The organism is Streptomyces cahuitamycinicus (genome assembly GCF_002891435.1).
Lineage (GTDB): Bacteria > Actinomycetota > Actinomycetes > Streptomycetales > Streptomycetaceae > Streptomyces > Streptomyces cahuitamycinicus.
On sequence record NZ_POUC01000201.1, the window covers coordinates 1 to 13953 of the forward strand.

The window sequence follows — 13953 nt, forward strand, 5'->3', positions numbered from 1 at the left end:
CCGTGTAAGGGGCCCGGGGGCGGGCCAGCACCTCGTCCGCCGCGCCGAGTTCGGTGAGACGCCCGGCGTACATGACCAGCACCCGGTCCGCGTGGCCGCCGACGACGTCCATGTCGTGCGTCACCAGGACCAGCGCGGCCCCGACGGCCTCCCGCTGCTCCGCCAGCAGCCGCAGCACCTGGTCGCGCCGCTCCTCGTCGAGAGCCGTGGTGGGCTCGTCGGCGACGACCACGTCCGGTTCGTTGATCGTCGCCATGGCGATCACCGCGCGCTGCCGCATGCCGCCGGAGTACTCGTGCGGGTACGCCCGTGCCCTGCGGGCCGCGTCGGGGATGCCGACCCGGTCCAGGGCCGCGACCGCCCGGGCCCGCGCCTCCTTGCGGGACACCCCGGCCACCGACCGTACGGCGGCGGCCAGTTGGTCGCCGACCGGGTGCACGGGGGACAGCGCCGACAGGGCGTCCTGGGGGACCAGGGAGATGCGGCGGCCGCGGTGGGCCGAGAGATCCGGGTGGATCGTCCCGCTCGTGGTCGCGCCGCGCGGCAGCATGCCGAGGAGGGCGCGGGCCGTGAGGGACTTGCCCGCTCCCGACTCCCCGACGATCGCCAGCACTTCGCGCGGACGGACGTCGAAGGACAGGCCGCGCACGGCCTCGACCCCGTCGAAGGTGATCCGCAGCTCGCGCACCGACAGCAGTGGCTCAGACTCCAACGGGGGCCTCCTTTGTGACCGGAGCGGGGGTGACACGCCGTGTCCTGCGGCCTCGGCCTCGCGCGAGCGCGGCCCCCGACACCGCGAGACCGGCCAGCAGGGCCAGCGCCACCGCCGGGGCGAGGGCCGCCCACGGGGCGCGTTCCACGTAGGCGCGGGACTCGTCGAGCAGCAGCCCCCACTCGGGGGCGGGCGGCTGGGCGCCCAGACCCAGGAAGCCCAGTGAGGCCAGGGCGAGGGCGATGCCCGGCAGCCGCAGCAGGGCGTGCCGGGCGACCGGGGCGGCCACGGACGGCAGGACGTGCCGGGTGAGGATCCACAACGGGCTCGCCCCGATCGCCCGTTGGGCGGTGAGGAACGCCGACGCGCGCACCTCCTGCACCAGAGCCGCCGCGTGCGATGACAGGGCCGGCCAGGAGATCAGCGCGACCGCGAGGGCCGCACCGCCGGTGCCGGGCCCGACGGCCGCCGCGACGAGGATGCCGACGATCACCGGGGGCAGGGCGTTGGCGATGTCCGCCGCGCCCTCCGCGATCCGCGGCAGGAACCCCAGCGCCAGCGAGACCAGCAGGCTCAGCAGGCAGACGGCCGCCGCCGTGCCGACCGTGGAGGCGGCGCCGTGGCCCAGCCGTGCGAGCACGTCACGGCCGAGGCCGTCGGTGCCGAGCGGGTGCGCCCACGAGGGTGCGGCCAGCCTCGCCGTGGTGTTCACCGCGTACGGGTCGCGCAGCAGACCCCAGCCGATGGTCACGGCGAGGACGGCGAACAGCGTCGCCGGGACCGCGCGATGCGCCCGTACCGGCCGTGCCGGGGGCAGTGCCAGCGAGGCGTCCCGCAGGGCCGGGCCCAGCAGCCGCCGCCGGGCGAGCGCCGCCAGCGCGCCCGTGACCAGCCCGAGCGCGAGCAGCGCGAGCACCGCGCCCTGGAGCAGCGGCAGGTCCTGCGACTTGGCCGCGCCGAGCGCGGTACGCCCGATGCCCGGCACCGCGAAGACCGTCTCCACGGCGACCGCGCCCCCGGTGAGCCCCACGGCGACCATCCCGAGCTGCGGGACCAGCGGCGGCAGGACGCGCCGCAGCGCCGCCCCCGCGATCCGCGCCCGGCTCACCCCGGCGGCCCGCCACAGCTCGACCCACCGCTCGTCGAGCACGGCGGGCAGCGCGTCCGCGACCAGACGGCCGAGCAGGCCGCCGCCGGGTACGCCGAGGGCGACGGCGGGCAGGACCATGTTCTCCGGCCCCACCCAGCCCGACGTCGGCAGCCACCCCAGCCAGACGCCGAAGAGCAGCAGCACGACCGTGGCCAGCAGGAACTCGGGTATGGCGACCAGCATCGCGGCCCACGCCCCGGCCGAGGCCCGGCCCCGCACCAGCACCGGCGCGACCAGGGCGCACGCGAGCAGCAGTGCCAGGCCGAGCGAAACGCCCATCAGCGCCAGTGACACCTGGAGCCCGGAGAGCACGGAGGGCAGGACCTCGGTACCCGACACCCAGGAGATGCCGAGGTCGCCGTGCAGCAGGTCCGAGGCCCAGTGGCCGAGCAGGGACAGGGGTCCGGCGTCCAGACCGAGGTCCCGCCGTACGGAGTCCAGGGCTTCCTCGGTCGGGTCCTGCTCGGCGGAGCGGGCCCGCAGCACGGCCAGTGCCGGGTCCCGGCCGGAGAGCCAGGGCAGCAGGCCGACGGCGGCCAGGACGGCGATGAGGCAGAGCAGCCGGGTGAGCGTGGCGGCGTCCGCCAACCGCCTTGTGCGGAGTCTCACTTGACGTAGGTGTCGGCCGTGACCAGCTCCCGCTCACGCGGGTCGTGGGCGGCGCCGGTGACGCCCGCGGCATCGCCCTGGATCACCCGCTCGTGCAGCATCGGCACGGCCGCGTCGGTGCCGAGCACGGCGGCCTCGGCGGCGATGACCGCGGCCCGGCGCGGGTCACCGGTCCTGGTCTCGCCCGCCTTCTCCAAGGCCTTGTCGACGGCCGGGTCGGCGAGCTGGGCGATGTTGAAGGAGCCGTCGGAGGCGAAGTCGCTGTAGAGGTAGGCGGCCGGGTCGCCGGAGTCGAGGACGGTGGCGCGGGAGAGGATGAAAGCGTCGAACTCGCCCGCCAGCGCGTCGGACTCGATGTTGGCGTACTCGCGCACGTCGAGCTTCACCTTGAACCCGGCCTTCTGCAGCTGCTGCTGCAGCGCCGCGGCGACCTCGGGCAGCTCGGCGCGGTCGGTGAAGGTGCCGAGGGTGATCGTCCGGTCGGCCGGGTCGCCCGCCGCGGCCCGCTTCACCGGCTTGCGCAGCTCCGCCGCCCACGGCAGGGCGGGGCCGAGCAGACCCTCGGCGACATCGGCGCGCCCCTCGTACACGCCCTTCACGATCGACTCGGCGTCGATCGCCTCACGGGCCGCCGCCCGCAGCCCGGCGTCCTTGAACACGCCCTTCTCGGTGTTGAGGTACAGGGTGTTGGTGCGCGGCATGGGCACCTCGGTGATCAGGTCCTGATCCAGTACCGCCGCCTGCGAGACCGGGACCGCCTCGACGATGTCGGCCTCGCCACTGCGCAGGGAGGCCGCGCGGGCGGTGCCGTCGGGCACGAACCGCACGTCGATCCCGGGGGCCTTGGCCTTCTTCCCCCAGTAGCGGTCGTAGCGGTCCAGCTCGGCCGAGGAGGTGCCGTTGACCTTCGTCAGCTCGAAGGGCCCGGTGCCCGCGCCGACGGGGTCGACGGTCTTCCCCCGGTAGGCCTTGGCGGCCAGGATCGACAGCTGCGGGGAACTGAGCCGCTGCGGGACCAGGGGGTCCTCGGTGGCGGTGGTGACGGTGACCTTGTCGCCGTCGGCCTTCGCGGTCAGGTCCACGCCGTCGAGGATGCGCGGCTTGGGGGAGGCCGCGGCGGCCGTGTTGAGGGAGTTGACCACGGCTTCGGCGGTGAGCTCGGTGCCGTCGTGGAAGGTGACCTCATCGCGCAGGGTGAAGGTCCAGCTCGGGCCGGACTGGGTCCACTCGGTGGCGAGCGCGGGCTCGGCGTCCCCGTCGGTGTCCAGCTTGACCAGGGTCTCCGCCGTCGACCAGCGCGACAGTTTGAAGGCGTCGTCCGACAGTGGGGACAGGGCCGAGCGCGGTGGCAGCATCATGGCGACGCGTATCCGCTTGCCTCCCGCCCCGGAGTCGTCCGCGGCCGGCTGCCCGCCGGCGAAACAGCCGGTGAGCAGGGCGGAGGCAGCGGTCAGGGCGGTGAGGGGGACGAGACGAGCGGGGACGCGCACGGGACACCTCGGTCAAGGCATGGTCAAACAACGGTCAATGGTTGAATGCGCCACGACCGTAGCACGATGACAATCGTTTTCAGGAGTGGGGTCTCGATCACCCGGCCCGGTCCGCCTCGGACAGAGGGTGTTCGGCGAACCGGACGGAAGCACGCGCTCAGCGCCCGGGCGGCGATGGGCGGCGTCCGCCCGGGAGGTGCCGGGCTCTCACCCGGGTGCCGGACTCTCACCCGGGTGCCGGACTCTCACCCGGGTGCCGGACTCTCACCCGGGCGGCCCCGTGGCCGTGCCGTGTGCGAGCCGGGCCCCCTTCAGCGCCATGTGCAGCAGCAGCCGGTCCTCGCCGTCGTCCAGGTCGAGGCCGGTCAGCTTCTCGATCCGGGACAGGCGGTAGTACAGGGTCTGGCGGTGGATGCCCAGCTCGGCGGCGGCCCGGGCGGCCTGGCCGGCGCAGTCCAGGTAGACCTCGGCGGTGCGGGCGAGTTCGCGGTGAGCGGGGGAGAGCAGCACTTGTACGGCGGGGTCGTGCGCCACCTCCGGCGGCAGGGCGGTGAGCAGCCGGAAAGGCCCGATCGCGGACCACTCGGCGATCGGCCCGAGCCGGGGCTCCGCGAGCGCCGCCCGAGCGGCGGCCGAGGCCTCCCGCCAGGCGAGCCCCAGCTCGGCGATACCGGAGCGGGGCGTGGCGAGACCGGCGACGGGACCGCGCGAGGCGCCCCCGGCCGGCCCGTGCGCGACCGGCCCCCCGGCCCTGCGCGACGTGCCGGTGGATGCCCCGCTCGCGACGCCGGGGGCCGGTGCGCCCGCGGTGGTGTCGGTGGGTTGTCTCCTCGCGCCGTGGCTGCCGGGCCCTGCGTCGGCCCGTTGTTCACCCGCAGCGCGGGCATCCGCCCCACGGGTGACCGCCCCGCGTGCAGCCGCACCGCCCGGGGATGAGCTGCCCGGGGGCGAGCCGCCCGGGGCCGCGGCCGTCCCTGGCGGAGGTCCCCCCGGCCCGCCGCCGCTCGCACGTCCCCGCTCCAGCAACCGTCCCGCCGCGTTCGTCGCCGGTGTCAGCACGTCCGTCGAGCGCAGGCGCATCAGAACCGCCACGCAACTCTCGGCGGCCCCCCACGGCAACGTGCACAGTGCTGTCGCGCCCGGCATCGTGCGGACCGACGGCGCGTCGTCCGGGTCGGCCGAGGGCCAGGGGGCAACGCATACCACCGTGTGGGGGCCGTCGGCGCGGGAGCCGAGGGCGGTACGGAGCTCCCCGATCGCCATGTCGCTCTGCCAGCCGGACTCGGCCGTGAGCACCGCCCGCAGTTCGCGGCTGAGGTCGGCACCGTGCTGGGCCTCGTCCGCGAGCAGCGCGCCGATCCGGGCCGTGACCCGCATGGCGGCGGACAGCCGGTGTTCGCTCGGGCCGGGATCGTCGTCGAGCATCCAGACGTAGCCGTGCACCACGCCCCGGTGCCGGACGGGGAGACAGATCCGGCCCCGGTAGACCCCGGCCTCCGGTGTCGGAGGGATGCGGACCGGGCCCGTCGCCCGGGTGATGCCGAAGCCCTCGAACCAGGCCCGGACCGCCGCTGTCGAGCGCCGGGTGAGGATCGAGCGGGTGCGCACCGGGTCCAGGGCCGACGGATCGAGGTCGCCCTCACTGTCGTACGCCCCGAAGGCGATCAGCTCGAAGTCCCGGTTCTCCAAGGTCGCGGGCGCTCCGAGCAGCTCCGAGATCTCGTCGACCAGCTCCTCGTAGTCACCCCTGTGTTCCGACGTCACCCGGGCATTGTCGCGCACTTCCCGGACCCCTTCATACATCTGTCTGAGATCTGCGGCACGAATGCGTGACAGCTGTCGATGGCCGACGATCGGAGGGATCCTTAGGTTTCACGGTGGTTCTCCGTGCCGTACCCGACGCTTCATCCGCGAGGGGTCCGGCCCTCACGTTGCTTGTGCTCTGGAGGTGCCCCGTGCTGGGTCCCGTGATTCTCGCCGCGTCACGCAGCGACCGGATGCGACGCCTGGTCTCGGCGGCCCCGGTGACCAAGCAGGTCGTCGACCGCTTCATCCCGGGCGAGGACGTCGACGACATCGTCCCCGTCGTCCGGGACCTCGCGGACAACGGCCTCGAACTGACGATGGACGTCGTCGGCGAGGACATCACCACCCCCGCGCAGGCCGCCGCCGCCCGGGACGCCTACCTGGAGCTCGTCGACCGCCTCAAGCCGCTGGAGCTCGGCCCCCGCGCCGAGATGTCGGTGAAGCTGTCGATGTTCGGGCAGGCCCTCCCGTCGCCCACCACCGCCCTGTTCGAAGGGCCCTCCGGGCCCACCCGCACCTTCCAGGACGGCCACGAGCTGGCCCTGAAGAACGTCCGCCCGGTTGTCGAGGCCGCCGCCGAGATCGGTACCACCGTCACGCTCGACGCCGAGGACCACACCACCCTCGACTCGATGTTCGCCATCCACGACGAACTGCGGAAGGACTTCCCGCAGACCGGCTGCGTCATCCAGGCCTACCTCTTCCGCACCGAGGACGACGCCCGCCGCCTCGCCGCGAACGGCAGCCGGGTCCGCCTGGTCAAGGGCGCGTACAAGGAGCCCGCCTCGGTCGCGTATCAGGACAAACATGAGATCGACCGGGCATACGTGCGCATTCTGCGGACGTTGATGGAGGGTAAGGGGTACCCGATGATCGGGTCCCACGACCCGCGCCTGATCGCGATCGGCCAGGAACTCGCCCACCAGGCCGGGCGCAAGCTCGACGAGTACGAGTTCCAGATGCTCTACGGCATCCGCACCGACGAGCACCTGAGGCTGGCCTCCGAGGGCCACCGGATGCGCGTGTACACCGCGTACGGCACCGACTGGTACGGCTACTTCATGCGGCGCCTCGCGGAGAAGCCGGCGAACCTGCGCTTCTTCGCCAGGAGTGTGATCACACGTGGCTGATGGAACGAGGCTGTGCTGCGGCCCCTGCTGGGGGTCCGGGGGTCGTCCCCCGGGAAGGCACAGCATGCGGCGCCTCGCGGAGAAGCCGGCGAGCCTGCGCTTTTTCGCGCGAAGCATGATCACCAAGGGCTGAGAGCCCTTCGAGGGCCATGAGCCCGCCAAGGGCCGAGACCGACACACCGCTCAGTAAGGAGTTACGGACAACATGGACGCTGTGACCCAGGTCCCCACCCCCGTCAACGAGCCGGTGCACGGCTACGCCCCCGGCTCGCCCGAGCGGGCCCGCCTGGAGGCCCGGCTGAAGGAGCTGGCCGACAACCCCGTCGACCTGCCCTGCACCATCGGCGGCGAGAAGCGGATGGGCGGCGGCGAGGCCTTCAAGGTCGTCCAGCCGCACAACCACCGGGCCGTGCTCGGCACGTACCGCAACGCCACGCAGGCGGACGCCCAGGACGCCATCGACGCGGCCCTGGCCGCCGCGCCCGCCTGGCGTGCGATGTCCTTCGACGACCGCGCGGCGATCATCCTGCGCGCCGCCGAGCTGCTGTCCGGACCGTGGCGCGAGACGCTCGCCGCCTCCACCATGCTCGGCCAGTCCAAGACCGCCCAGCAGGCCGAGATCGACACGCCCTGCGAGCTGATCGACTTCTGGCGGTTCAACGTCTCCTACGCCCGCAACCTGCTGGCCGAGCAGCCGCCGGCCAACTCTCCGGGTGTGTGGAACCGGCTGGACCACCGCCCGCTGGAGGGCTTCGTCTACGCGGTCACGCCCTTCAACTTCACCGCGATCGCGGGCAACCTGCCGACGGCCCCGGCCCTGATGGGCAACGTCGTCGTCTGGAAGCCGTCCCCGACGCAGACCCACGCCGCCGTGCTGCTCATGCAGCTCCTGGAGGAGGCGGGCCTGCCCAAGGGCGTCATCAACCTCGTCACCGGCGACGGCATCGAGGTCTCGAAGGTCGCCCTGGAGCACCGCGACCTCGCCGGCATCCACTTCACCGGCTCGACCCCCACCTTCCAGTACCTGTGGAAGACGGTCGGCGCCAACATCGAGAAGTACCGCACCTACCCCCGCCTCGTCGGCGAGACCGGCGGCAAGGACTTCCTCGTCGCCCACCCGTCGGCCGACCCGGCGATCCTGAAGACGGCGTTCACCCGCGGTGCCTTCGAGTTCCAGGGCCAGAAGTGCAGCGCCACGTCCCGGGCTTACATCCCCGCCTCGATCTGGAACTCCGGCTTCAAGGAGGAGCTCGCCGCCGAGGTCGACGGCATCAAGATGGGCGACGTCACGGACCTGTCGAACTTCATCGGCGCCGTCATCGACGAGCGTGCCTTCGCCAAGAACAAGGCCGCCATCGACCGCGCCAAGGAGGACGCCTCCTGCACGATCGTCGCGGGCGGCAGCTACGACGACTCCGTGGGCTACTTCGTCCGCCCGACCGTCATCGAGTGCACCGACCCGGAGAACGAGGTCTTCCGCACCGAGTACTTCGGCCCGATCATCGCCGTACACGTCTACGAGGACGACAAGTACGACGAGATGCTGACGCAGATGGAGTCCGTCTCCGACTACGCGCTGACCGGCTCGGTCATCGCGAACGACCGCGCGGCGGCGGCCTACACGGCGGACAAGCTGCGCTACGCCGCCGGCAACTTCTACATCAACGACAAGTCGACCGGTGCCGTCGTCGGCCAGCAGCCCTTCGGCGGTGGCCGCGCCTCCGGCACCAACGACAAGGCCGGCGCCCCGCAGAACCTGATGCGCTGGACCCTGACCCGCGCCATCAAGGAGACGCTGGTCCCGCCGACCGACTACACCTACCCGCACATGGGCTGACACCCAGCCGCACCTAGGGGCCAGGTCACCAAAAAGACCTGGCCCCTCGGCACGTCCGGGGGAAGACTGGGCCGATGGCCACCCGAGCGCGCACCGTCCACACCGCCGACCTCGGCCCCGCCGAACTCGACGCCGTGCGCCGCCTCCTGGACGCCGCGTTCGACGGCGACTTCGGCGACGACGACTGGGACCACGGCCTCGGCGGCATGCACGCCCTCGTCCACGACGGCTCGGGGCTCGCGGCGCACGGCGCGGTCGTGATGCGGCGGGTGCGCCACCGCGGCCGGTGGCTGCGCACCGGGTACGTCGAGAACGTCGCCGTCCGCGCCGACGCGCGCCGCACCGGCCTCGGCGGGCTGGTCATGGCGGAACTGGAACGGGTCGTCGACCGCGCCTACGACCTCGGCGCCCTCTCCGCGAGCGACGACGGGGCCCGGCTCTACACCTCCCGCGGCTGGCAGCCGTGGCCCGGCCGGGTGCACGCCCTCAGCCCGCGGGACGGCATCGTCCGCCTCCCGGACGAAGAGGGCAGCACCTACGTCCGTACCTCCCTGGCCGGCTCCCTCGACCCCGGGCGGGAGCTGCTCTTCGACTGGCGCGACGGCGACGTGCTCTAGAGATCACCGCAGGTCAAGGCAGTGTGACCCAGTCCACCGTCTCAGATAGTAGGAAGTCCGAGTAACTGTGGAGACAGACGCTCCGCGCTCCCTTAGCTTTGTAGGAGCCGAACGTCTCGCTCGACCAAGCGAATGGCGGTCGTGAGCCGCGCCCCGTGCAGGTAACCCCTGCGGCACCGCTCCCCGCCCCTTCCGGCGTCTCGTAACCCTCCCTGTTGCACTCCGTGCTGTCGAAGGAGTCGATTTCCCATGGCCGAGACGACCGTCCGCCGCCGAGTCCGTCACGTTTCCCCTACGACCGAGTCCGACCGCAAGAACGCCGCCGCCGCGCTCCAGCGCGCCCTCGACCGCAGGGACAACGGCGGATCCAGCGGCCACTGAGCCACACCCCCAACAGGACCGGGAGCCGCCCGACGAGGAGCGGTGGGCCTCACGCCCCGCGCCGCACCTCGAAGTGGTCGATCCGCGCACCGCTCGACGCCAGCGCCGACACCTTCAGTCTCGGCCGGCCGCCGCTGACCGCCTCCACCGAGAGGAACGAGAAGCCGCGGTAGCGCACCCGCGACCACTGCGCCGACTCAGCCTTGGTGTCCCGGGACTTGGTCCACCGGAACGTGGTGACCGGCTCGTGGTCGGCGGTGTTCCCCTCGTAGCTCTCCTTCACGCCGTCGGGGAAGCCGTACAGCTCCTTGCCGCCGCCGCCCGCGGTGACGTACACGATCCCGTCCCGCCGCGGATCCGTCGTCCCGCCGACCGGCACCGGCCTGCCCACCTCACCGCCCCGGACGGCGTCGGTCCGCTCGTAGACGTGGTTGTGCCCGTTGATCACCAGGTCCACCTCGTGCCGGGCGAACAACGGCAGCCACTCGGCACGCACCCCGCCGTCGGAGGCGTGCGTGGACGTCGAGTACGCGCAGTGGTGGAAGAAGACGACGATGAAGTCGACGTCCTTCGAGGACCTCAGCTCGCGGAGCTTCCCGTCCAGCCACTTCGTCTGCCTCCCCTCCGTGTAGCCGAAGTTGGCGGGGATCTCGTACGACACGTCGTTCGCGTCCAGCGCGACCACGCCCACGTTGCCGTACGTGAAGGCGTACACCCCCGGTGCCGTACGGGCGTCGAAGCCGCTGTCCGGCAGGGAGAACCGGGCGAGCTGGCCGCCGTAGCCGTCCGGTGAGTACCAGGCCTCCATGTCGTGGTTGCCGGTCGTCACCATCCACGGCACCGACCTGGCCACCGGCTCCGTCTGCTTCAGGAAACGGTCCCACTGGCCCGCGTCGAAGACGTCCGACTCCTTGCCCTCGCCGGTCGGATCGGCGTAGCAGATGTCGCCCGCGTGCAGATGGAAGGCGGGCTCCCGGCGCAGGAGCGTACGGTCGTTGAGTGCCGCCTCGTCACCCACGCCCTGGTCGCCGAACGCCGTGAACACGAACCGCTCGGGTGGGCTCGCCGGCGCCGTGCGGAAGGACGTGACGGTCCGCCGGTGCCGCGGGGAGGCCGGGTCGAAGCCCTCGTGGCCGACGCCGTAGTAGTACGTCGATCCCGGGCGCAGGCCGTCCAGCGCGGCGTGCAGGTAGTACTGGTCGACCGCCGCCCGTACGCCTTTCAGCTCCGGGGTGTGCAGGTCGCGCAGCTCCGCCTCGACCTTGCGGCCGAGGTCGTCGGGGCGCAGACCCACCCGCACGTAGGGCTTCTTCACCGCGAGCGGCACCTGCCAGGAGATCCGCATCTGCGTCCTGGGGTCGGCGCCGAACGCGAGATGGCGGCCGAAGGGTGTGATGAGGGAGCCGGGCGCCTTCGAGGTGCCGGGCGACGGGCTCCCGGCCGCCCCGCCCTGTCCGGACCGGGAGCCGGAGCCGGTGCAGCCGGTCAGCAGCCCGCTCGCCACCGCGCCCGCGGTCACCAGGGTGCGCCGCCGCGACAGTCGCGTCCGCAGGTACTCGTGCTGCTCCGCCATGCTCATCCGGCGGGCGAGCTCGGGCGGGATGCCGAAGTGGGGGATCTCCATGTCCAGTGAACTTCCCAGCGCGGGCCAACGTCCCCACGACGTACGGGTGAACGCGAACCGACGGACGCGTGCCGTCCCCGGGCGGGCGAGGCCCCGCCCTCCTGATGTCCGCATCACGGACGGCCCGTGTCATCACATGGGACGAGGAGTAGGGTGCCCGCATGTCTCGCAGCATCAATCTCGCAGTGATCCCCGGTGACGGCATCGGCCAGGAGGTCGTGGCCGAAGGTCTGAAAGTCCTCTCCGCCGTCCTTCCGCAGGATGTGAAGCTGGAGACCGAGGAGTACGACTTCGGCGCCCGGCGCTACCACGCCACCGGTGAGACCCTCACCGACGCCGACCTCGACGCCCTGAAGCGGCACGACGCCATCCTGCTCGGCGCGATCGGCGACCCGTCCGTGCCCTCCGGCGTCCTGGAGCGCGGCTTCCTGCTCAAGCTCCGCTTCGCCTTCGATCACCACGTCAACCTGCGGCCCTCCAAGCTCCTCCCGGGAGTCGCCACCCCGCTCGCGGGCGAGCCGGAGATCGACTTCGTCGTGGTCCGCGAGGGCACCGAGGGCCCGTACACCGGCAACGGCGGCACGATCCGCAAGGGCACCGAGCACGAGGTCGCCACCGAGGTCTCGGTGAACACGGCCTTCGGTGTCGAGCGCGTGGTGCGGGACGCCTTCGCGCGCGCCCAGGCCCGTCCCCGAAAGAAGCTGGCGCTGATCCACAAGAACAACGTGCTGACCTTCGCCGGTCACCTGTGGACGAACGTCTTCAACAAGGTGGCCGAGGAGTTCCCCGAGGTCACCACCGAGTACATGCACGTGGACGCGGCGACCATCTACCTCGTCACGCAGCCCGAGCGCTTCGACGTGATCGTCACGGACAACCTCTTCGGCGACATCGTCACCGACCTCGCCGCGGCCGTCTCCGGCGGCATCGGCGTCGCCGCCAGCGGGAACATCAACCCCTCCGGCGACTTCCCCTCGATGTTCGAGCCCGTGCACGGCTCGGCCCCGGACATCGCCGGCCAGGGCAAGGCCGACCCGACCGCCACCGTGCTGTCCGTCGCCCTGCTCCTGCGCCACCTCGGCTACGAGGCCGAGGCCGCCCGCATCGACGACGCGGTCGCCGCCGACCTCGCCGAGCGCACCGGCAAGCCCGCCCGCTCCACCTCGGAGATCGGCGACGCGCTCGCCGTACGGGTAGCCGGCTGACCCGCCGCTGCACACCGCAAGCCGCCGGGTCGTCACCGCGCCCGGCGGCTTTCGCATGTTCCCGCCGGGTGTCACCATCGACCACCGGGCCGCATTCACCCCGTTCCTTCCGCCGCCGCCCCCGGGCGATAATCGAACGCGAGGCCGCGGAACGAGGGAATGCTCGGACGTCCTAGCACTGGTCACCATCAGAGCAGTACCGAGCGCGGCCCGTCACTACAACCGGTGAAGGACATCAACCCATGACGACGCCCACGATCGAGCTCAAGCCCTCCGCCAACCCGCTCTCCGCCGCGGAACGCGAAGGCATCCTGGCCAACCCCGGGTTCGGCCGCCACTTCACCGACCACATGGTGACGATCAAGTGGACGGAGGGCCGCGGCTGGCACGACGGCCAGCTCGTGCCGTACGCGCCGATCTCCCTCGACCCCGCCACCACGGTCCTGCACTACGCCCAGGAGATCTTCGAAGGGCTGAAGGCCTACCGCCGGCCCGACGGCTCCGTCGCCACCTTCCGCCCCGAGAAGAACGCCGAGCGGTTCCAGCGCTCCGCCCGCCGGCTCGCGATGCCCGAGCTGCCGGTCGAGACGTTCATCGAGGCGTGCGACGCCCTGGTGAAGCAGGACAAGGCATGGGTGCCGGCGCACGGCGGTGAGGAGTCCCTCTACCTGCGTCCGTTCATGATCGCCACCGAGGTCGGGCTGGGTGTGAAGCCGGCCAACGAGTACCTGTTCCTGGTGATCGCATCCCCGGCCGGGGCCTACTTCCCCGGTGGTGTGAAGCCGGTGTCCATCTGGGTCTCCGAGGACCGGGTCCGTGCCGTCCCCGGCGGCATGGGCGACGCGAAGACGGGCGGCAACTACGCGGCGTCCCTGCTCGCGCAGGCCGAGGCCGCCACGAAGGGCTGCGACCAGGTCTGCTACCTCGACGCCGTGGAGCACACGTGGGTCGAGGAGCTGGGCGGCATGAACCTGTACTTCGTGTACGGCGACAAGATCGTGACGCCGTCGCTCACCGGGTCCATCCTGGAGGGCGTCACGCGCGACTCCCTGCTCTCCGTCGCCCGTGACCTCGGGTACGAGGCGGAGGAGGGCCGGGTCTCGGTCGACCAGTGGCAGCGGGACTCGGAGAACGGGTCGCTGACCGAGGTCTTCGCGTGCGGTACGGCCGCGGTGATCACCCCGGTCGGTACGGTGAAGCGGGCCGGGGTGGAGTGGAAGCAGAGCGGGGGAGAGCCGGGCGAGGTCACGCTGCGGCTGCGTCAGGCGCTGCTCGACATTCAGCGGGGCACGGCCGAGGACAAGCACGGTTGGATGCACCAGCTGGGATAGGGCAGCACTCGGCGCAGGCCGGGGCCCCGCCCCGGCCCCCCGGCGCGGGCCGCCGCCGGCC

11 protein-coding genes are annotated in these 13953 nt (G+C 72.3%); 6 read left to right on the forward strand and 5 right to left on the reverse strand.

The window, feature by feature from the left end; genetic code table 11:
- The 4 genes from C1J00_RS24690 to C1J00_RS24705 all read right to left on the reverse strand — a co-directional run.
- Window positions 1-712 (reverse strand): ABC transporter ATP-binding protein (locus tag C1J00_RS24690; protein ID WP_102911252.1); only part of this gene is annotated, 712 nt, incomplete at its 3' end.
- Complete coding sequence (locus C1J00_RS24695; protein ID WP_245936488.1) at window positions 702-2471, reverse strand: ABC transporter permease subunit; 1770 nt, start codon at window positions 2469-2471, stop codon at window positions 702-704. The genes C1J00_RS24695 and C1J00_RS24690, both read right to left, overlap by 11 nt.
- Window positions 2468-3961: an ABC transporter substrate-binding protein gene (locus tag C1J00_RS24700; RefSeq protein ID WP_102911243.1), complete on the reverse strand. Its 1494-nt coding sequence runs from the start codon at window positions 3959-3961 to the stop codon at window positions 2468-2470. Before C1J00_RS24700 ends, C1J00_RS24695 begins: the two co-directional genes overlap by 4 nt.
- Window positions 3962-4225: 264 nt before the next feature.
- Window positions 4226-5725: a PucR family transcriptional regulator gene (locus tag C1J00_RS24705; RefSeq protein WP_281262769.1), complete on the reverse strand. Its 1500-nt coding sequence runs from the start codon at window positions 5723-5725 to the stop codon at window positions 4226-4228.
- 191 nt (window positions 5726-5916) lie between these two features.
- Between C1J00_RS24705 and C1J00_RS24710 the strand changes: the two genes are divergently transcribed.
- From C1J00_RS24710 to C1J00_RS47685, 4 genes are all read left to right on the forward strand, one after another.
- Window positions 5917-6897, forward strand: a complete 981-nt coding sequence (locus tag C1J00_RS24710; protein ID WP_102911245.1) for a proline dehydrogenase family protein — start codon at window positions 5917-5919, stop codon at window positions 6895-6897.
- A gap of 205 nt (window positions 6898-7102) precedes the next feature.
- Window positions 7103-8734 (forward strand): L-glutamate gamma-semialdehyde dehydrogenase, encoded by a 1632-nt coding sequence (pruA, locus tag C1J00_RS24715; protein ID WP_102911246.1) that lies wholly within the window; start codon window positions 7103-7105, stop codon window positions 8732-8734.
- 74 nt (window positions 8735-8808) lie between these two features.
- On the forward strand, window positions 8809-9351 hold the full coding sequence (locus C1J00_RS24720) for a GNAT family N-acetyltransferase (RefSeq protein WP_102911247.1): 543 nt from the start codon (window positions 8809-8811) through the stop codon (window positions 9349-9351).
- 249 nt (window positions 9352-9600) lie between these two features.
- A complete protein-coding gene (locus tag C1J00_RS47685; protein WP_102911248.1) occupies window positions 9601-9732 on the forward strand; it encodes a hypothetical protein in 132 nt (43 codons plus the stop codon).
- Between the two features lie 49 nt (window positions 9733-9781).
- Here the strand turns inward: C1J00_RS47685 and C1J00_RS24730 are convergent, their stop codons facing one another.
- On the reverse strand, window positions 9782-11356 hold the full coding sequence (locus C1J00_RS24730) for a purple acid phosphatase family protein (protein WP_102911249.1): 1575 nt from the start codon (window positions 11354-11356) through the stop codon (window positions 9782-9784).
- Between the two features lie 161 nt (window positions 11357-11517).
- Here C1J00_RS24730 and C1J00_RS24735 point away from each other — a divergent pair, with 161 nt between their 5' ends.
- Together C1J00_RS24735 and C1J00_RS24740 are read left to right on the forward strand one after the other, a co-directional pair.
- Complete coding sequence (locus tag C1J00_RS24735; protein WP_102911250.1) at window positions 11518-12561, forward strand: 3-isopropylmalate dehydrogenase; 1044 nt, start codon at window positions 11518-11520, stop codon at window positions 12559-12561.
- Window positions 12562-12803: 242 nt separating this feature from the next.
- Window positions 12804-13892 (forward strand): branched-chain amino acid aminotransferase, encoded by a 1089-nt coding sequence (locus C1J00_RS24740; RefSeq protein ID WP_102911251.1) that lies wholly within the window; start codon window positions 12804-12806, stop codon window positions 13890-13892.
- Window positions 13893-13953 lie beyond the last annotated feature (61 nt).

Excerpts from the sequence above, each read along its gene's own strand:
- pruA (WP_102911246.1), top strand. The coding sequence starts at position 7,103 with ATGGACGCTGTGACCCAGGTCCCCACCCCCGTCAACGAGCCGGTGCAC.
- C1J00_RS24720 (WP_102911247.1), top strand. The coding sequence starts at position 8,809 with ATGGCCACCCGAGCGCGCACCGTCCACACCGCCGACCTCGGCCCCGCC.
- C1J00_RS47685 (WP_102911248.1), top strand. The coding sequence starts at position 9,601 with ATGGCCGAGACGACCGTCCGCCGCCGAGTCCGTCACGTTTCCCCTACG.
- C1J00_RS24730 (WP_102911249.1), bottom strand. The coding sequence starts at position 11,356 with ATGGAGATCCCCCACTTCGGCATCCCGCCCGAGCTCGCCCGCCGGATG.
- C1J00_RS24735 (WP_102911250.1), top strand. The coding sequence starts at position 11,518 with ATGTCTCGCAGCATCAATCTCGCAGTGATCCCCGGTGACGGCATCGGC.
- C1J00_RS24740 (WP_102911251.1), top strand. The coding sequence starts at position 12,804 with ATGACGACGCCCACGATCGAGCTCAAGCCCTCCGCCAACCCGCTCTCC.